17 protein-coding genes are annotated in these 19,427 nt (G+C 55.2%); 16 read left to right on the forward strand and 1 reads right to left on the reverse strand.

Going from position 1 to position 19,427, the window contains the following annotated elements:
• Positions 1-6: 6 nt before the first annotated feature.
• Positions 7-1,587, forward strand: a complete 1,581-nt coding sequence (locus K5621_RS01830) for a nicotinate phosphoribosyltransferase (protein WP_221050277.1) — start codon at positions 7-9, stop codon at positions 1,585-1,587.
• Between the two features lie 31 nt (positions 1,588-1,618).
• Here K5621_RS01830 and K5621_RS01835 read toward each other — a convergent pair whose 3' ends face one another.
• Positions 1,619-1,921 carry a hypothetical protein gene (locus tag K5621_RS01835; protein ID WP_167387706.1) on the reverse strand — a complete coding sequence of 101 codons (303 nt, stop codon included), beginning with the start codon at positions 1,919-1,921 and terminating at the stop codon, positions 1,619-1,621.
• Positions 1,922-2,512: 591 nt separating this feature from the next.
• On the opposite strand from K5621_RS01835, the gene mraZ reads away from it, so the two are divergent.
• The 15 genes from mraZ (at position 2,513) to lpxC (ending at position 19,427) form a co-directional block, all read left to right on the forward strand.
• The gene (gene mraZ, locus K5621_RS01840; RefSeq protein ID WP_100146096.1) at positions 2,513-2,971 is read left to right on the forward strand and encodes a division/cell wall cluster transcriptional repressor MraZ; all 459 of its coding nucleotides are present in this window, start codon (positions 2,513-2,515) and stop codon (positions 2,969-2,971) included.
• 29 nt (positions 2,972-3,000) lie between these two features.
• Complete coding sequence (gene rsmH / locus K5621_RS01845; protein WP_039035208.1) at positions 3,001-3,942, forward strand: 16S rRNA (cytosine(1402)-N(4))-methyltransferase RsmH; 942 nt, start codon at positions 3,001-3,003, stop codon at positions 3,940-3,942.
• A gap of 7 nt (positions 3,943-3,949) precedes the next feature.
• Positions 3,950-4,264: a cell division protein FtsL gene (ftsL, locus tag K5621_RS01850; protein WP_221050278.1), complete on the forward strand. Its 315-nt coding sequence runs from the start codon at positions 3,950-3,952 to the stop codon at positions 4,262-4,264.
• Entirely contained in the window at positions 4,261-5,997 is a 1,737-nt protein-coding gene (locus K5621_RS01855) for a penicillin-binding transpeptidase domain-containing protein (RefSeq protein WP_221050279.1), read from the forward strand. Before ftsL ends, K5621_RS01855 begins: the two co-directional genes overlap by 4 nt.
• The gene (murE, locus tag K5621_RS01860; protein WP_221050280.1) at positions 5,994-7,463 is read left to right on the forward strand and encodes a UDP-N-acetylmuramoyl-L-alanyl-D-glutamate--2,6-diaminopimelate ligase; all 1,470 of its coding nucleotides are present in this window, start codon (positions 5,994-5,996) and stop codon (positions 7,461-7,463) included. Before K5621_RS01855 ends, murE begins: the two co-directional genes overlap by 4 nt.
• A complete protein-coding gene (locus K5621_RS01865; protein ID WP_221050281.1) occupies positions 7,460-8,836 on the forward strand; it encodes a UDP-N-acetylmuramoyl-tripeptide--D-alanyl-D-alanine ligase in 1,377 nt (458 codons plus the stop codon). Before murE ends, K5621_RS01865 begins: the two co-directional genes overlap by 4 nt.
• Positions 8,837-9,919 (forward strand): phospho-N-acetylmuramoyl-pentapeptide-transferase, encoded by a 1,083-nt coding sequence (gene mraY / locus K5621_RS01870; RefSeq protein ID WP_100146104.1) that lies wholly within the window; start codon positions 8,837-8,839, stop codon positions 9,917-9,919.
• 6 nt (positions 9,920-9,925) lie between these two features.
• A complete protein-coding gene (gene murD / locus K5621_RS01875) occupies positions 9,926-11,245 on the forward strand; it encodes a UDP-N-acetylmuramoyl-L-alanine--D-glutamate ligase (protein WP_221050282.1) in 1,320 nt (439 codons plus the stop codon).
• The gene (gene ftsW, locus K5621_RS01880) at positions 11,235-12,452 is read left to right on the forward strand and encodes a cell division protein FtsW (RefSeq protein ID WP_100146108.1); all 1,218 of its coding nucleotides are present in this window, start codon (positions 11,235-11,237) and stop codon (positions 12,450-12,452) included. Before murD ends, ftsW begins: the two co-directional genes overlap by 11 nt.
• Positions 12,449-13,552 (forward strand): undecaprenyldiphospho-muramoylpentapeptide beta-N-acetylglucosaminyltransferase, encoded by a 1,104-nt coding sequence (murG, locus tag K5621_RS01885; protein ID WP_144379712.1) that lies wholly within the window; start codon positions 12,449-12,451, stop codon positions 13,550-13,552. Before ftsW ends, murG begins: the two co-directional genes overlap by 4 nt.
• Positions 13,549-15,018, forward strand: coding sequence for a UDP-N-acetylmuramate--L-alanine ligase (gene murC / locus K5621_RS01890; protein WP_100146112.1), 1,470 nt, complete (start codon positions 13,549-13,551; stop codon positions 15,016-15,018). The genes murG and murC overlap by 4 nt, the downstream gene beginning before the upstream one ends.
• Before the next feature lie 97 nt (positions 15,019-15,115).
• Positions 15,116-15,880 (forward strand): cell division protein FtsQ/DivIB, encoded by a 765-nt coding sequence (locus tag K5621_RS01895; RefSeq protein WP_221050283.1) that lies wholly within the window; start codon positions 15,116-15,118, stop codon positions 15,878-15,880.
• 3 nt (positions 15,881-15,883) lie between these two features.
• Entirely contained in the window at positions 15,884-17,119 is a 1,236-nt protein-coding gene (ftsA, locus tag K5621_RS01900; protein WP_039035199.1) for a cell division protein FtsA, read from the forward strand.
• Positions 17,120-17,154: 35 nt separating this feature from the next.
• The gene (gene ftsZ / locus K5621_RS01905) at positions 17,155-18,327 is read left to right on the forward strand and encodes a cell division protein FtsZ (protein WP_100146116.1); all 1,173 of its coding nucleotides are present in this window, start codon (positions 17,155-17,157) and stop codon (positions 18,325-18,327) included.
• A 179-nt stretch (positions 18,328-18,506) separates the two neighbouring features.
• On the forward strand, positions 18,507-19,427 hold the full coding sequence (gene lpxC / locus K5621_RS01910) for a UDP-3-O-acyl-N-acetylglucosamine deacetylase (protein WP_100146118.1): 921 nt from the start codon (positions 18,507-18,509) through the stop codon (positions 19,425-19,427).

A 19,427-nucleotide genomic window follows, 5' to 3' on the forward strand; every position in this document is an offset into this window, starting at 1 on the left:
TTTATTATGAGTATCATCGCCCCCTCAATGCAGAAGGATGTCTACAAAGAGTTTCATGGTCGCGCCTATCATCCTCAGGTGACCGAGGTGTATGCCAACTTCACTTCCCGCAGCGGTCGCAATGCCAACATAATGGATAATGACAAGGTCGCTTTTATTGGACTGCAGTATTTTATCAAGAGCTATTTGATGGAGGAGTGGGACGGCTTCTTTCGTCAGCCCAAGGCGCAGGCGGTGGCCGCCCATAAGCGCATTCTCAGCGCCATGCTGGGGTACAGTGTCGATGTCTCTTACCTGGAAAAACTCCACGACCTTGGGTATTTACCGCTGAGGATCAAGGCGCTGGAAGAGGGCACTCTGGTGCCTTATCTGGTGCCGCCGTTGACCATAGTCAACACCCATCCGGATTTCCCCTGGTTGACCAACATGATAGAAACCGTGCTCAGTTGTGAAAACTGGCCGATACAAACCAGTGCTACCACGGCCGTTGCTTACCTGCGTACCTTTAAAGAGTTCGCCGATAAGACAGGCCTGCCCGCCGAGATGGTAGCGTTTCAGGGGCATGACTTCAGTTTTCGCGGCATGTTCGGTAAGCAGGCCGCTGCCATGAGTGGTTTTGGCCATTTGGCCAGCGGTTTTGTTGGAACCGACACCATTCCGGCGGTGCTGTTTGCCGAGAAGTACTATGGTGCCGATGTCGATAAGGAGTTGGTCGGCGCCTCAGTGGATGCCACCGAGCACTCGGTGACCTGTTCCTGGATCCTCGAAGGGGAGATAGCCTTCTTCCGTTATCTGATGCAGACCCAGTCTCCCAAGGGGATCCTCAGTGTGGTGTCCGATACCTGGGATTTCTGGACGCTGGTGACGCAATACTTACCCGAACTCAAGCAGGAGATCCTCGAGCGTGACGGCACCCTGGTGATCCGTCCCGATTCCGGCGATCCTGTGACCATTCTCAGCGGTTATAAGCTGGCGCCTGAATCACTTATCCGCGAATGTGGCCTGGAGGAAGCCTTGCAAAAGGCGGCCGATGGCGGTTATGAGGCGATCAGTTGGCATGGTGAGTTTATCGGTCTGCAGCGCCAAACCCTGATGGCCTGCGAGGTGAAGGGGCTTATCGAGTGCCTGTGGGACATTTTTGGCGGCACCTTGACTGAAAAGGGTTACAAGCTATTGGATAGCCATGTGGGTGCCATCTATGGCGATGCCATCACGCTCGAGCGCCAACGACAAATACTGCAGCGTTTGATGGAAAAAGGTTTTGCTTCCAAAGTCGTGCTGGGGATTGGCTCATACAGCTATCAGTATGTCACCCGAGATACCCATGGCTCGGCACTCAAGGCGACCCATGTGATAAAAGACGGCGAGCCGCTGGCGATTTTCAAGGCGCCCAAGACTGATAGCCAAAAGCGTTCCGCCAAGGGGCTACTGCAAGTAGTGATCCAAGACGGGGAGCTGGTGCTGAGAGATGATGTTTCGGTGGCTGAAGAAGCCCAGGGGCTGCTGCAAACCGTTTATGAGGATGGCAAACTGCTTCGCGAAACCAATCTGGCCGAGATACGTCAGCGGGTGGCGGCGCAGTTGTGAAGCCTTGATTCAATGGCATTCACCGGCAGGGTCAGACATCGATATCTATGATCTGACCCTTGCCCTCTTCCTGCGCCCTGGACTCATCCCTTTCTTCATCTTCCTGGCGGCGGTTATGTTTACGCCGCTCGCGGGCAAAGCCTTTCTGCTCTTTGCGGCGATCAGCGACTTTTTCACGCTTGTCTATTTCGGGAGGCAGTTGCGATTGCGGGGCTTCGTGGCTGTCGGGTGCTATGGCGGAGCTGGTTTTGACCTGCTCCACTTCGCGTTTGGGCTGAAATACCGCCTTGACCGGGCGCGCCAACATGGCGTAAATGCTGTCCAATCCCATCAGTGTTCCCTATTGCCTATGACCTTACTCGGGTCAAATGTTTGCCTGTGAGTCTATGTTATATCCATTATCGGCCTCTTTAGACTAAAAATTAGCCTAATTTTATGCTTTGATGTTGCTGCGGTCAGCAAGCTTGAGTGAAATGCCTGGGCAGGGGATGCGCCTTGTCTGCTAGGCTGGCAATAATAGAAGTAAAATATTGCTTAACATTTTTACATCATTTAAGCCTCTTGTATGACTGGATCTTGGTTTTGGTGGTTTATCCTGAGCGAGTTTTACACTCATAGAAGTTTGTACTGGATCGCACTCCCATATGCCCGGATCCGGGAAACTTCTCCACAATCGTTTCTTTTCACTGTGAAAACCTCCCTTGTCAGTGTTGAATTTTTCCACTGTCGATAGCGATGGCACCACTTTTTGCCACTTGGAATTCGGCTGTTCAAAAAATGTTGTGACACGCTGCTAACCCGCTTGGCGACTGGCTTTATTCGAGTTTGCATTGCTTGACAATCCTTGTTGACTGTCCCTAAACTTAGCATCTGTGGGAATTTGTGGATATTTGTGGATCTATTAACTGAGCAAGGATGAGATCACGTGTTTTCCGGCGCAAGTGCTTTGAATCTGGATGCCAAGGGGCGGATCGCTATGCCAACGCGATACCGCGAGACTTTGCATGCCGATCATCAGGGCAAGCTGGTGATTACTGTGGATATCCAATCTCCCTGCTTGTTGGTCTATCCGGTAAACGAATGGAACAAAGTTGCCGAAAAACTGCTCGGCTTATCTGATTTTCAACCGCAGGAGCGGGCGATGAAACGCCTGATGTTGGGCTATGCCCAGGAATGTGAATTGGATGCTAACGGCCGGGTTTTACTGACTCCGCCGCTCAGGCAATACGCCTCTTTGGAAAAGAAGGCCATGTTGGTCGGGCAGTTGAATAAATTCGAACTCTGGGATGAACAGGTCTGGCAGCAACAGTTGGCCGACAGCCTGGAGATGATTAAGAGCCAGGGATTAACCGCCAGTGAGCGGCTGGCCGATTTTTCACTCTGATGAGTGAGACCAGATTAAAGAAGAGAGTGATGAGCCAAAACTTTGCCCACCTGTCTGTCCTGCTTCAAGAAACGGTAGACGGGCTCAATATCCGCCCAGATGGCATCTATATCGACGGTACTTTCGGTCGGGGTGGACACTCACGTCAGATCCTTGCCCGCCTGGGGCCTCAAGGGCGGCTGATCGCCATCGATAGAGACCCGGCAGCCATTGAAGCCGCGAAACAGTTTGCTGACGACCCGCGTTTCTCCATAGTCCATGGTGGTTTTGGCCAGTTGGCCGACTATGTTGAGCAACTTGGGCTAGTGGGCAAGATAGACGGTGTCTTGCTGGATCTCGGTGTGTCATCGCCGCAGCTGGACGATGCCGAACGTGGCTTTAGTTTTCTGCGTGATGGCCCACTGGATATGCGGATGGATAATAGCCAGGGCCAAACGGCGGCACAGTGGCTCGCCAGGGCCGAGGTCGAAGATATGGCCTGGGTGTTCAAGACCTATGGTGAAGAGAAAAACGCCCGCCATATTGCCCGTTGTATCGCCGCCGATCGTGATGAGAAACCGTTTTTACGCACCAAAGATTTGGCCGGCTTGATCGAAAGGATCACCAAACACAAAGAGCGCAACAAGCATCCGGCAACCCGAGTGTTTCAGGCGATTCGCATCTATATCAATAGCGAGCTGGATCAGATAGATCAGGCGCTGGAAGGGGCATTGAAGGTATTGGCGCCCAAGGGACGGCTGTCGATCATCAGCTTCCATTCTCTGGAAGATCGCATGGTGAAGCGTTTTATCCGCCGTCACAGCAAAGGTGAGGAAGTGCCTTACGGCTTGCCGGTAACCGAGGCCGAGCTCAACCGCTCGCGGCAGCTGTTGCCCATAGGCAAGGCGATGAAACCGTCGGATGAAGAGATTGCCGTTAATGCCCGGGCACGCAGTTCTGTACTCAGAATTGCCGAGCGTTTGCCCTACTGAGGTGGCGGTGAGTAAGTCGCAACTCAATCTGGCGCGCATAGTGCTGCGGGATCTTTGGCAGCACAAATGGCTCCTCTTGCTGGGCATGCTGGTGTTGGGGAATGCGGTTGCCGTGGTATATACCAGCCACATCAGCCGTACCCAGACCAGTGAGTTGGACAAGCTGTTACAGGAAAGGGATCGCTTGGATATCGAGTGGCGCAACCTGTTACTGGAAGAACAGTCACAGGCTGAGCACAGCCGGATAACCCGGATTGCAACCAAGGAATTGGACATGATAAGGCCCTTACCCAATGAAGAGGTGGTAGTGAGACTTCCATGAGAAAACAGGCTAAAAGGATTCAAAAGCCCCAACTGATCCACTGGCGACTGCAGGTGGTGGTGGCTTTTGTTTGCCTGTTGTTTGTCTCACTGGTGGGACGCGCCGCCTACATCCAGGTGATAGAGCCGGAAAAACTGCGTCACGAGAGTGATATGCGTACTTTGCGAACCACCTCCAACCAGGTGCAAAGAGGGCTTATTACCGACCGCAACGGCGAGATGTTGGCCGTCAGTGTGCCTGTACGTGCCGTCTACGCCGACCCCAAGGTGGTTCACGACAAGGATGGTTTCAATGACATGCGTCGCTGGCGGGCGCTGGCCGATGTATTGCACGAGCCGCTGGATGACCTGTTGGCCAGAGTGCAGTCCAACCCCAGGAAGCGTTTTACCTATCTCAAGCGCCAAGTTACCCCGGCGGTGGCACACTATATTGAGCAGCTGAAGCTACCCGGTATCTACCTCAAGTCCGAGTCACGCCGTTACTATCCGGCTGGTGAGATCAGTGCTCAGCTGGTCGGGATCACCAATATCGATGATGTCGGCATCGAAGGCATTGAAAACACCTACAACAGCTGGCTGACCGGCACGCCCTCCAAACAGAAGGTGCGTAAATCCCGCGACGGTCGGGTGGTTGAGCGGCTGGATATAATCCAGGAGGGCGAGAGTCCCAACGATCTGGTGCTCAGCATAGATCAGCGTATTCAGCAGTTGGCTTACCGTGAGCTCAAGCGTGCCACCGAAATGAACCAGGCAACGTCTGGTTCCGTGGTGGTGCTGGATGTGCATACGGGCGAAGTGCTGGCGATGGTCAACACTCCCTCCTATAACCCCAACTCGCGGGATAATCTGCAGAGTCACAGGATGCGTAACCGCGCCCTGACAGACACCTTTGAGCCCGGTTCGACAGTAAAACCCTTTGTGGTGGTGGCAGCGTTGGAGGCCGGGATCGTCAAGAATGATGAGTTGATCCCGACATCACCCGGTTGGATGCGTATTGGTGGTCGGCAGGTGCGGGATGTCCGCAACTATGGCGATATGTCGTTGGCGAAGATTTTGATCAAGTCCAGTAACGTGGGGATCAGTAAGTTGGCGCTGGAAATGCCGGTGCAGCAGCTTTTGGGCACCTATCAGTCCATGGGGCTTGGCAACTATTCAGGGATCAACCTGACCGGCGAGAGTGCCGGTTTGGTACAGGACAGACACAGATGGTCTGACTTTGAACGGGCGACTCTATCTTTTGGCTATGGTCTGACAGCCACCCCGCTGCAGTTGGCGCGAATGTACGCCACTCTGGGCAGCGGCGGCATACTTTACCCGGTATCGATTCTGAAACTGAAGCAACCGCCGGAAGGCACCCGGGTGATAGCCCCGGACGTGGCCCGCGATGTGATCAACATGTTGGTGGGCGTGACCGAGAAGGGTGGCACAGGTACCCGGGCTCATATTGAGGGTTATCCGGTCGCCGGTAAGTCGGGCACCAGTCGTAAGGCGATAGCCGGTGGCTATGGCGATGATTATGTCGCCCTGTTTGCCGGTGTTGCGCCGGCCAACAACCCCAGACTCGCTATGGTCGTGGTGATCAACGAGCCCAAAGGGGACAGATATTATGGCGGCGTGGTGGCGGCACCTGTATTTGGCAAGGTGATGTCCGGCGCGTTGCAGATGTTGAATGTGGAGCCAGTGAGTGATGATGCTCGCGTACAACTGGCTCAGGTACCTAGGAGAGCAGAATGATGTTATTGCGGGATCTGCTGGCTCCCTGGTTTCATTACTCCGGCGCGGAGGCGGTGACCGAGCCCTGTCTCGACAGTCGGAAAGTAGTTGAAGGCGGCCTTTTTGTGGCCGTTCCCGGACATCAGGCCGATGGTCGGGAGTATGTTGCCGCCGCCTTCAACAAGGGAGCCGCGGCGGCCTTGTTGCATACGGACGATCCGGATGCCCACGGCAAGGTAGAGCGGGAGCAAGGCTTAACCATTTATTTTTTTCAACTGAGTCGGCAGCTATCGGCGCTGGCGGCCCAGTTCTATGGCATTCACGCGGCCAAGCCTCGTTTGGTGGGGATTACCGGCACCAATGGCAAGACTTCCGTCAGCCAGCTAGTCGCCCAGTGGGTGTCTTTGCTCGGTGAAAAGGCCGGTGTCATGGGTACTTTGGGGAACGGTTTGCTGGGGGAACTCCAGGAAGCGACCAATACTACCAGTGATGCCTTGGCCGTAATGGCACAGCTCAAGACTTTTGAGCAGATGGATGTCAGCGTCTGCGCCATGGAAGTGTCCAGCCACGGTTTGGTGCAGGGACGGGTAGAAGCCGCGCCCTTTGAAGTGGCGGTGTTTACCAACCTGAGCCGGGATCATTTGGATTATCACCAGACTATGGAGGCTTATGCCGCCGCCAAATTGAGGCTAATGCGGTTTGCCAGTCTCAAACACGCTGTGATTAACCTGGATGACGCCACAGGACAGGCCTGGTTCGAGGAGCTGCCCAAGGCCAAGTTGCTCAGCTATAGCATTAAGCAAGATCCCAGAGCGGCGGTTATTGCTGTTAATCCTCAATATCACGCCAAGGGCGTACGCGCCGAGATCCACTGGCCGGAAGGTAAAGGTGTGCTGGAAACCCCGCTGCTGGGCGAATTCAATCTCTCCAATCTGTTGGCGGCGTTGACGGCGCTCTATGCCATGGGTTATCCGCTGCAAAAGCTGCTGTCGCTGTCACCGGCTCTGAAACCCGTGCCCGGACGGATGGAGTGTTTCCCATCGAGCCAAGGTTTTTCGCTGGTGGTGGATTATGCCCATACCCCGGATGCGCTGGAGCAAGCGCTCAAGGCGCTGCGGCTGCATACCGACAACCGCCTCTGGTGTGTCTTTGGTTGCGGTGGCGATCGTGACAAGGGCAAGCGGCCGCTGATGGCCCGCGCCGCCGAGGCTTTTGCCGACCGCTTGATGGTCACCAGTGACAATACTCGCAGCGAAGAGCCACAAACCATCATTGATGAAGTCATGGCCGGGCTGACTCGCCCCGATGTGGCATTCTCCTGTGTCGATAGGGTGACCGCGATTAAACAGGTTTGCGCCCAGGCCGAGGCGGGAGATGTGATCTTATTGGCCGGCAAGGGGCATGAAACCTATCAGGAAGTGGCCGGAAGCCGTCACCACTATGATGAGCGGGCCTTGGCGCTGGAACTTAGCGGAGGCAAGGCATGATCCCTTTAACCCTGCAACAGATAGCCACGGCGCTGAATGCCAAGTTGATTCCAGCGACTGCCGCAGAGCAGTTGATTGAGAGTGTCAGCACAGATAGCCGCGATATAGGCACCCAAGGTTTGTTTATCGCCCTCAAGGGAGAGCGCTTCGACGCCCATGAGTTTGCGCCAACGGCGGTCAAAAATGGCGCCGCAGCGCTCCTGGTCAGCCGCGAGTTGGCACTCGATGTGCCGCAGCTGCTGGTGGCCGACCCTCACCAGGCCCTGGGGCAACTGGCGGCCATGGTGCGCAGCCTGGTATCACTCAAGTGTGTTGCCTTGACCGGCTCCAACGGCAAGACCAGCGTCAAGGAGATGTTGGCGACCATATTGTCGCAACGTGCCAAGGTGCTCTACACCGCCGGTAACTTCAACAACGACATAGGCGTGCCGCTGACAGCCTTGCGGTTGGAGCCTGAACACGAATATGCGGTATTTGAGCTTGGCGCCAATCACAAGGGTGAAATTAATTACACCTCGGCCATAGTGCGCCCGGATGTTGCCCTGGTGAACAATGTCGCCAGCGCTCATCTTGAAGGGTTTGGCTCAGAGGCCGGTGTGGCGGCGGCCAAATCCGAGATTTTCAATCACTTGGCCCCAGACGGCTGCGCCATTATCAATGCCGATGACAGATACGCCGAGGTAATGCGTCAGGCTGCGTTAGGCTACCGTCAGTTAAGCTATGGCATTGACGCAGCAGCCGAACTGACAGCCAAAGATCTACAGGCCGATGCCTCGGGGCGTTATCGCTGCACGCTTTGCTGGCAGCAGCAGGAGTATCCGCTGGCGCTGCCGCTGGCCGGACGACATCAGGTGGCCAATGCTCTGGCAGCAACTTCGGTTTGCCTGGCGCTGGGCCTGGATATGGCAAACATTATCTCCGGCTTGCAGCAGATGCAGCCGGTCAAGGGACGCATGCTACCCACTGAGCTTGGGCGGGTGCAGCTGATAGACGATAGCTATAACGCCAATCCGGCCTCGGTCAAGGCTGCGATCAACTGGCTTCACGAAATTCACGGAAATCGCATTCTGGTGCTGGGCGATTTGGGGGAATTAGGCGACAATGCCCCCCTTTTGCATCGCGAGTTGGGCGAATATGCCCACGAAGCCGGGATAGATGCCCTGTTTTGCTGCGGTCAATTAACCCGGAACACCAGCCAGGGATTCGGTACGGAACACCTGGATACCCAGGAGCGTTTGGTGGAAAGTTTAATCAAATATATCAATCAGTTGCCAGGGAGTGTCACTGTGTTGGTCAAGGGGTCACGCAGCATGCGTATGGAACGTGTGGTCGAGGCCCTTAAAGCAGCCTTCGGGCGTGGGGAGTTAGTGTAGATGCTGGTGTATCTGGCGGAGTATCTAACCCAGTTTTATACCGGGTTTAACGTGTTTTCCTATTTGACCTTCAGAGCGATTCTGGGGTTGTTGACCGCCCTCAGCTTCGCACTCTGGTGGGGGCCCAAGCTAATCGAGCGATTGCAAGTCTTGCAGATAGGCCAGGTGGTGCGTAACGATGGCCCCGAGTCACATTTCAGTAAACGCGGCACCCCGACCATGGGGGGATTGCTGGTGCTGGCGGGGATCTTTATCAGTGTCCTGCTGTGGGGCGATCTCGGTAACCGTTATGTCTGGGTGATGTTATTCGTCCTGGGCAGCTTTGGCCTCATCGGTTTCCTCGATGATTACCGCAAGGTAGTGCGTAAGGATCCCAAGGGGCTGGTGGCCCGCTGGAAGTATATTTTACAGTCGCTGGCGGCGATTGCGGTGGCCTTTTATCTCTACGCGACCGCATCTCTGCCAGGTGAAACCCAGCTGGTGGTGCCTTTCTTTAAGGATGTGATGCCGCAACTGGGGCTGTTCTTCGTTGTTTTGGCCTACTTCACCATAGTGGGTTCCAGCAATGCGGTGAACCTGACCGATGGCCTCGATGGCTTGGCCATTATGCCGACCGTCATGGTGGCAGCCGCGTTTGCATTGGTTGCTTACCTCTCCGGCCATGCGCAATTTGCCGGCTACTTACATATTCCGCATCTGCCCGGCGCCGGTGAGTTGGTGATCGTCTGCACCGCAATAGTCGGCGCCGGTCTCGGTTTCCTCTGGTTCAACACCTATCCGGCGCAAGTGTTTATGGGCGACGTGGGTTCGCTGTCACTGGGAGCGGCGCTCGGCACCATGGCGGTGCTGGTACGCCAGGAAATCTTGCTGGTGATCATGGGCGGTGTATTCGTAATGGAGACTGTGTCAGTCATCCTTCAGGTTGGATCCTATAAGCTGCGTGGCCAACGGATTTTCCGCATGGCACCCATACACCACCACTATGAATTGAAAGGTTGGCCCGAGCCCAGAGTGATAGTGCGTTTCTGGATTATCTCCTTGTTCCTGGTTCTGCTGGGATTGGCCACCCTGAAGTTGAGGTAAGCAGTCATGATGAGTCGCTGTTCGCACATAGTGTTGGGATTGGGGGCCACAGGCTTGTCTGTGGTGCGCTATCTGGTGGCTCAGGGGCTTGCCCCTATGGTGATGGATAGTCGCCGCAATCCACCCGGTGCCGAGGCGCTGAAAAATGAGTTTCCGGATCTGGAGTTTTGCTTCGGTGGTTTTGATTGCCGTGGTTTGGTGCAGGCGGAGCAGATTATTATTAGTCCCGGAGTTCCCATGGATACTCCTGAGGTTAGGGCGGCGTTGGATATGGGCATAGAAGTGATTGGCGATGTGGAGTTGTTTGCTCGCGCTATCGCTGACAAGGGCCCATGTGTGCTGGCGATTACCGGCTCCAATGGCAAGTCGACAGTGACTACCCTGGTCGGTGAAATGCTCAAAGCCGGCGGCAAGCAGGTGGCTATCGGCGGCAACATAGGGGTACCGGCGCTGGAGCTTTTGGGCGAAAACGTCAGTCACTATGTGCTGGAGCTGTCCAGTTTCCAGTTGGAGACCACTCATAGTCTCAAATGTTTGGCGGCAACTTGCCTGAACATTTCTGAAGACCACATGGACAGATACAGCGATCTGGAAGCCTATCGTCAGGCCAAACTGCGGCTCTATGAGCTGAGCCGACTGGCGATTTTCAACCGGGATGATCCGCAAACGCAGCCCACGTCACCCATGAACAACAACAGCTTTGGTCTGGGTAACCCCGAAGGGGATGAGTGGGGGATCACCGATGGCAAGATTTTCCACGGCAGCAGTGAAATCATGAATCTAATGGATGTGGCGCTGCTTGGCAGCCATAACCATTCCAACTTGCTGGCTGCCATGGCGTTGGCCGATGCGGCCGGAGTAGATAAGGAAGCCATGGCCAGAGTGGCTCGCGAGTTCAAGGGGCTGCCGCACAGATGTGAACTGGTAGCCGTCAAGAATGGCGCCACTTGGCTCAACGATTCCAAGGCCACCAATGTGGGCGCTACCGTGGCGGCTCTAGAAGGGCTCAGTGACTATCTCGGTGATGTGATCCTGATCGCAGGTGGCGATGGTAAAGGAGCCGATTTCCGGCCGTTAGCCAGTGCGCTGGGTACAGTGACTCACCTTATTACCCTGGGGCGAGACGGTGACAAGATAGCGGCACTGAAAGAGGACGCCATCAAGGTCGGCTCCATGGCAGAAGCCGTGAGCAAGGCCGCCGAGCTGGCGAGTTCCGGAGACATAGTCTTATTGTCACCGGCCTGCGCCAGCCTAGATATGTACAGCAACTTTATGGCCAGGGGCGATGATTTCCGCCAACTGGTGGAGGCACTGGATGAGCAGTGAGGAGCGACAACTCAGCCTGTTCGGGACCAGCCTCAAGTGGCGCTGGCCCAACTGGTTCGGTGAGAAGCAAGCGCAGGGCATGCAACTGTATGACCGGCGTTTGCTGCTTGCCGTTTTGTCGCTTATCGCCTTTGGCTTTGTGATGGTGATGTCGGCTTCTATGCCGGAAGCCCAGAGCCTGACAGGTAATCCGTTTCACTTTGTGACCCGGCATCTGTTTTATCTGGTGGGATGCGTGGTGATCGCCGCCGTGGTGTTGCAGGTAGAGATGCAGCGCTGGCAGCAACTGAGTCCACTGATGTTGTTGCTGGTCGGCGTCATGTTGGTGGCGGTATTGATAGTAGGCACCACGGTAAACGGGGCGACCCGTTGGCTGTCTCTGGGGCCGGTGAGAATCCAGGTGGCCGAGATAGCCAAGTTTTCATTTGCCGTGTACATGGCCGGTTATCTGGTCAGGCGGCATCAGGAAGTGCGTGAGAACGCCAAGGGTTTTTACAAGCCGATTGCGGTTTTTGCCGTCTATGCCTTCTTGATCCTGATGCAACCGGATCTGGGGACTGTTGTAGTGCTGTTTGTCGGCACCGTGGGGCTGCTGTTTCTGGCCGGCGCCCGTTTGCTGGACTTCTTTGCGCTGATCCTGACCGGGATCATGGCCTTTGTGGCTTTGGTGTTGCTGGAACCCTACCGGATGCGGCGGGTGACCTCCTTCCTCGACCCCTGGCAGGATCCGTTCGGCAGTGGTTACCAGTTGACTCAGTCGCTGATGGCTTATGGCCGTGGTGACTGGTTTGGTCAGGGGCTTGGCAACAGTATCCAGAAACTGGAATACCTGCCGGAGGCGCACACTGACTTTATCTTCGCCGTTATAGGGGAAGAACTTGGATTTGTCGGCATAGTTGCCGTGCTGGCGGTATTGCTGTTTGTGGCGCTGCGGGCGATTCGTCTGGGCAGTCAATGTCTGGCCATGGACCGGGCATTTGAAGGTTATCTGGCCTACGCCATAGGGATCTGGATCTGTTTTCAGACTGTGGTGAACGTGGGCGCCAGTATCGGCATTTTGCCGACCAAGGGGCTGACTCTGCCCTTTATCAGCTATGGCGGCAGTAGCCTCTGGGTGATGACGGCTGCGGTCATGATGCTGATCCGGATAGATCATGAGCGGCGTCTCAGCCTTATCCAGGCGGTGCAGGGGAGGCTGAAGTCATGAAAGGTAATAATGTGAATAACAAACGTATTTTGGTGATGGCCGGTGGTACCGGCGGTCACGTTTTTCCGGCGTTGGCAGTGGCCAGACGCCTGGCACAGCAGGGCTGGCAGGTGCGTTGGCTGGGTACGGCGGACCGGATGGAGGCACGTTTAGTGCCTCAGCACGGCTTTGACATAGATTTTATCGACATTAAAGGCGTGCGTGGCAACGGCATAGTGCGCAAGCTGGCGGCGCCTTTCAAGGTGTTGCGCTCGATTATCCAGGCGCGCAGGGTCATCCGCGAATTTCGGCCGGATGTGGTGTTGGGCATGGGCGGCTTTGCCAGCGGTCCGGGCGGCGTTGCCGCCAAGCTCAGCGGTATTCCGTTGGTGTTGCATGAGCAAAACGCCATTCCGGGGATGACCAATAAGTTACTTTCCCGTATCGCCACTAAGGTGCTGTGCGCCTTTGCCAACACCTTCGAACCGGGTAAGGCCGAAGTAGTGGGCAACCCTATTCGCCAGGAGCTTATCACTCTGGGTGGACAGCCCAGAGCCCAGCATCAGGATGCGCTGAAAATTCTGGTCGTCGGTGGCAGTTTGGGTGCCAAGGTCTTCAACGACCTTATGCCGGCCGTGGTCGCCGAGGTCAGCAAGTCGCAGTTGGTGACGGTTTGGCATCAGGTCGGCAAGGGTAATCAGGCGCCGGTGGAAGCTGAATATCAGCAACTGGGGCAGGACGGCAGAGTCAAAGTGGCTGAGTTTATCGATGATATGGAAGCCGCCTATCGCTGGGCCGACGTGGTCATCTGCCGCGCCGGAGCGTTAACCGTTTCCGAGCTGGCGGCCGTTGGCCTGCCCAGCCTGTTGGTGCCTTATCCCCATGCGGTGGATGATCACCAGACTCGCAACGCCCAGGTGTTGGTGGATGCGGGCGCGGCCTTCCTGTTGCCGCAACCGATTGTCGATGTGCCCAGGCTGGCAAATAAGCTAGCCCTGCTTGGCAGCGATAGAAATGAATTGGCCCTGATGGGGCAAAGAGCCAGAGCGGCCGCCGTGCTGGATGCGACCGATAAAGTCGCCCAAGTCTGTATCGAACTGGCAGAGAAAGGAAATAGATGAATAACAGAGCAGAGAAATACGCCCAGCTTCGCGCCATGATCCCGGAAATGCGCCGGGTGCGTCGCATTCACTTTGTTGGCATAGGTGGCGCAGGCATGGGGGGCATTGCCGAGGTTCTGGTCAACGAAGGTTATCAGGTCAGTGGTTCGGATATTGCCGAAAATGCCGTGACCGAACGTTTGGCAGCGCTGGGTGCTCGCATCATTATCGGCCACAGTGCCGATGCTGTGGTTAACGTTGATGTGGTGGTGGTTTCCACCGCGATTAAAGCGGATAACCCGGAAGTCGCGGCCGCCAGAGCCAGCCGCACTCCGATAGTGCGCCGTGCCGAGATGCTGGCCGAGCTGATGCGTTACCGTCATGGGGTGGCGATTGCCGGCACCCATGGCAAGACCACTACAACCAGCCTTATCGCCAGTGTTTATGGCCAGGCCGAGCGGGATCCGACCTTTGTGATAGGTGGTCTGCTCAATAGTGCCGGCACCAATGCTCGCTTGGGGCACAGCCGTTACCTTATCGCCGAGGCCGATGAGAGTGATGCCAGCTTCCTGCATCTGCAGCCCATGGTGAGTGTGGTAACGAATATAGAAGCCGACCATATGGATACTTATGGTGGTGATTTCGAAAAGTTGAAAACCACCTTTGTCGACTTCCTGCATAACCTGCCGTTCTATGGCGTGGCCGTGCTCTGTATCGATGATCCTGTGGTGAAAGAGATCATGCCGCGTATTGGTCGCCACATGGTGACCTATGGTTTCAGCGATGAGGCCGATGTGCAGGCGCTCAACTTCAGCCAGGAAGGGCATCAATGCCGTTTTACCGTGCGCCGCAAGGGGCGGGATGACCTGGAGCTGCTGCTGAATCTGCCGGGACGGCACAATGTGCTGAACGCCTTGGCGGCAATCGCTGTGGCTAGCGAAGATGACATAGAAGATGCCGCTATAGTGCAGGCGCTGGCGGAGTTCCAGGGAATTGGTCGCCGCTTCCAGCACCTGGGGGCCTTCGAGACTCCCAAGGGTGAAGTGATGTTAGTCGACGATTACGGTCATCATCCCAGCGAAGTCGCCGCCACTATCAAGGCGGCTCGCGCCGGTTGGCCGAATAAGCGCCTGGTGATGGCTTATCAGCCTCACAGATATAGCCGCACCCGGGATCTCTACGAGGATTTTGTCGAGGTATTGTCTCAGGTCGATGGTCTATTGCTGCTGGAGGTCTATCCCGCCGGTGAAGCGCCTATCGCGGGAGCCGACAGCCGCGCGCTGTGCCGCAGCATCAGATTACGGGGGCAGGTCGACCCTATCTATGTCGCTACGCCGGAGCAGTTGCAAGAAATACTGCCGGATGTACTCAAGGGCGGCGACCTGCTAATGACTCAAGGTGCCGGCAATATCGGCGCCCTGGCAAGGCAGCTGGCGAGTAATAAGCTGGGGTTTCACAGTGAGCAGAAAGATGCGATTGTTGAATAGATTTTCACCAGTTAATGGTTTGAAAACAGTATCTTTTGACCAAGAAAGCCAGCTCTATATAATGGCCGGTTTTCCACCGACCTAACAGGCATCGACCATGGCGCTGAAGGACAGGTGGCAAAAGAGCCGTGAAAGGCTTGCTGGAGTCAATTGGTATCTCTGCAGCGGGATCTGTTTCCTGTTGTTGGTACTGGTGGCATTCGGCATGGCGGCGTGGAAGCTGGGATTGGTGCTGAATGATGCCGAGGCCTTGCCCATTGAAGCTGTGGCGATAAAAGGTGAGCGCCAATACACCACGGATGCGGAAATCCGCGGCGCCTTGCAGGACTTGATGCAGCGTAGTTTCTTCAGCGCTGATGTGACTGAAGTGCAGCAGGCGCTGGAAGCTCTGCCTTGGGTATACCGGGCCTCGGTTCGGCGTGAATGGCCGGCCAAGCTGAAGGTTTATCTGCAGGAACAGGTTGCCGTAGCGCATTGGAATCAGGATGAATGGCTCAATGAACACGGCGAGGTGTTCCTGGCGCCACCACAACCCGGGTTAGAAGATTTACCTTGGTTGGCGGGACCAGAGTCGATGTCGCATGAGGTGTTGACCTCCTTTAGGCAGATGGATGAACTGTTGCGGATAAACAGCTTCAAGCTGGATAGATTGAGTCTCAGCCCGAGACATGCCTGGGAGGCGACTTTGGGCAATGGCATCATGCTGGCGTTGGGGCGAGAGGACAAGATGGCGCGGATACAGCGTTTTATCAATGTGTATCCGGAGTTGGTTAAACAGGAAAAGAGTGTCGCCAGAGTGGATCTACGCTATGACACGGGTCTGGCTGTAGGCTGGGAAGATGCACAAGAAGAGAGCCGTTAATTAATGACCAAGAACCAAGATAGAAATCTGATCGTCGGATTGGACATAGGGACCTCCAAGGTCGCTGTGATCATAGGTGAAGTCTTGCCCGATGGCGAAATCAGTGTCGTCGGCCTGGGTAATCATCCATCGCGCGGCATGGATAAAGGCGGGGTCAACGACCTTGATTCTATCGTGCGCAGTGTGCAGCGGGCCCTGGATCAGGCCGAGCTGATGGCAGACTGTCAGGTGTCTTCGGTGTATTTGAGCATTTCCGGCAAGCATATCGCCTGTCAGAACGAAAACGGCATGGTCTCCATCAATGATGAAGAGGTGACCCAGGAAGATGTAGATAACGTCATCCACACGGCCCGTTCGGTGAAGATCCCCACCGAGCGCCGCATTTTGCACGTACTGCCGCAGGAATATGCCATAGATGTTCAGGAAGGGATCCGCAGCCCTATCGGCATGTCCGGCATGCGGATGGAAGCCAAGGTGCATATAGTCACCTGCGCCAATGATATGGCCAAGAACATCACCAAGAGTGTTGAACGCTGTGGCCTCAAGGTGGACGACCTGGTGTTTTCCGGTATCGCTTCGGCCGATGCGGTACTGACTAATGATGAAAAAGATCTGGGTGTTTGTCTGGTAGATGTCGGTGGCGGCACCACAGATATCGCCGTGTATACCAATGGCGCTCTGCGTCACTGCGCCGTGGTGCCGGTGGCCGGCAACCAGGTAACCAGTGATATCGCCAAAATTTTCCGTACGCCGCTGTCGCATGCCGAGCAGATTAAAGTGCAGCATGCCAGTGCCCGCAGCTCCATGGTGAGCCGTGAAGATAGCATAGAAGTGCCGTCCGTGGGTGGCCGACCATCAAGAACCATGTCGCGCCATACTCTGGCCGAGGTGGTTGAACCCAGATATCAGGAACTGTTCGAGTTGGTATTCAAAGAGCTCAAGGACAGTGGCCTGGAAGATCAAATTGCCGCTGGCATAGTGTTGACCGGTGGTACCGCCTCTATCGAAGGGGCTGTGGATGTTGCCGAAGCCACGTTCGGCATGCCGGTCAGGGTGGCATCACCGCTGCCGGTGAAAGGTTTGTATGAATATGTGGATCAGCCCATCTACTCCACAGGTGTTGGGCTGTTACATTACGGCGCACGCAGGGTTATCGAACGTCAGTTTGAACGACCCGAGCGTCAAGGGGTGACCAGTCTCTGGAATCGGGTTCAGAGCTGGTTTAAAGGTGAGTTTTAACTTACGTAAACGCAGGTAATACGGAGAATTCAACCATGTTTGAGATCATGGATACTCATTCTGACGAGGCGGTGATAAAGGTCATCGGCGTCGGTGGCGGCGGTGGTAATGCCGTCGAACATATGGTGAAACACAACATCGAAGGTGTTGAGTTTGTTGCCACCAATACAGATGCCCAGGCACTGCGTAAGTCTGCCGCGGGCACCACAATTCAGCTGGGGCGCGATGTCACCAAGGGCCTGGGTGCCGGTGCTAACCCGGAAGTCGGCCGCGCCGCTGCCGAAGAAGATCGTGAAAATATCCGTGAAGCCATCAAGGGCTCGGATATGATCTTCATCGCTGCCGGTATGGGTGGAGGTACGGGTACAGGTGCCGCTCCTGTGGTGGCGCAGATTGCTCGCGAAGAAGGGATATTGACAGTGGCCGTGGTCACCAAACCTTTCCCATTCGAAGGCAAGAAGCGTATGGCCTATGCCGATCAGGGTATCGCAGAGCTGGCCAAGCATGTTGACTCGCTGATCACTATCCCTAACGAGAAGCTGCTCAAGGTATTGGGCCGTGGCACGTCATTGCTGGATGCCTTCGCAGCAGCCAATAACGTACTCTTAGGTGCGGTGCAGGGCATCGCCGAGCTGATCACCCGTCCCGGTCTGATTAACGTCGACTTTGCCGACGTGAAAACCGTTATGTCCGAAATGGGTAACGCCATGATGGGTACGGGTGTTGCTCGTGGTGAAGATCGCGCCGAAGAAGCGGCCGAAGCGGCCGTTGCCAGTCCACTGCTGGAAGATATCGACTTGGCTGGCGCCCGCGGCGTACTGGTCAACATCACTGCTGGCATGGATATGAGCATCGAAGAGTTCGAGACTGTGGGTAACCACGTCAAGGCTTACGCTTCTGACAATGCGACCGTAGTTGTTGGTGCTGTAATCGATCCTGAGATGAGCGATGAGTTGCGAGTCACTGTGGTTGCTACCGGCATAGGTTCGGAAAGAAAACCTGACATTCAATTGGTATCTAAACCTGCTCCACGTCCTGAACCTGTGGTTGAACCTAAGGTCGATACTTATGCGACCCAGGAAGAGGTTATCGTGCCTGTTTCCACTAAAGGGAATGCGGTTCCGGCGTCTCAGCCTGCGCCTAACCCGCACAAGAACGAGCTTGATTATTTGGATATTCCGGCGTTTTTGCGTAAGCAAGCCGACTGATACTGGCGGGTATCGCGGGTGTAAATTGGAAAATTCCCTTTGCTTTGTTGGAAGTGAAGGCTGGTAAATTTTTGTGAATTTATCGATTTATGCTAGGATATCCGACCAGCTGCGCCTGACGAGTGAGTATTTTATCGTCAAAGGCAGGGCTTTTTGTTGAGATGAATACGGGTAACTAAATGATTTTTCAAAGAACTGTTGAAAAAATGGTAAAGACCACCGGTGTCGGTTTGCACTCCGGCAATAAGGTGACTTTGACTATCAAGCCCGCACCAGTCAATACAGGGATCGTACTCGTGCGCACCGATATGCAGCCGGCAGTGGAGATTGCTGCCAAGGCAGAGCAGGTGCGTGAAACGACTATGTGTACGGCTCTGGTCAATGATGAAGGTGTTCGCATCTCAACGATTGAGCATCTGTTCGCGGCACTCGCGGGCTTGGGTATCGACAATGCCGTTATTGAAGTGGATGCTCCCGAGATCCCCATCATGGACGGCAGTGCCAGCCCCTTTGTATTCCTGCTGCAAAGCGCGGGGATCAAAGATCAGTCAGCGGCCAAGAAATATCTGAAGATCAAGCACACAGTGCGTGTTGAAGACGGTGATAAGTGGGCTGAATTGCGACCCTTCAAAGGTTTCAGAGTCGATTTTGCTATTGACTTCAATCACCCTGAAATTGCCCGTAGTCAACAACATATGGTGATGGATTTTTCCTCTTCTGCCTTTGTGAAAGATATCAGCCGCGCCAGAACCTTTGGTTTTATGCGTGATATCGAGTACCTGCGTGCCAACAACTTGGCATTAGGCGGCAGTATGGAAAACGCGGTTGTGCTTGATGAATATCGTGTCCTCAACCCCGATGGCCTGCGTTATGAGGATGAATTTGTTAAGCACAAGATTCTGGATGCGTTTGGTGACCTGTATGTGGCGGGTCACGCCATAGTCGGAGAATTCTGTGCCTACAAGACGGGGCATGCTCTTAACAACCGGTTGGTGCGGGCTCTGCTTGCCCAGCAGGATGCTTGGGAGTTGGTCAGCTTCGAAAAAGAAGCGGATGTGCCTGTCAGCTTTATGATGCCATCCAATGTGGTGATGGCTTAA

Origin of the sequence: Shewanella carassii (assembly GCF_019670705.1) — a bacterium.
In the GTDB taxonomy this organism is placed as follows: domain Bacteria; phylum Pseudomonadota; class Gammaproteobacteria; order Enterobacterales; family Shewanellaceae; genus Shewanella; species Shewanella carassii.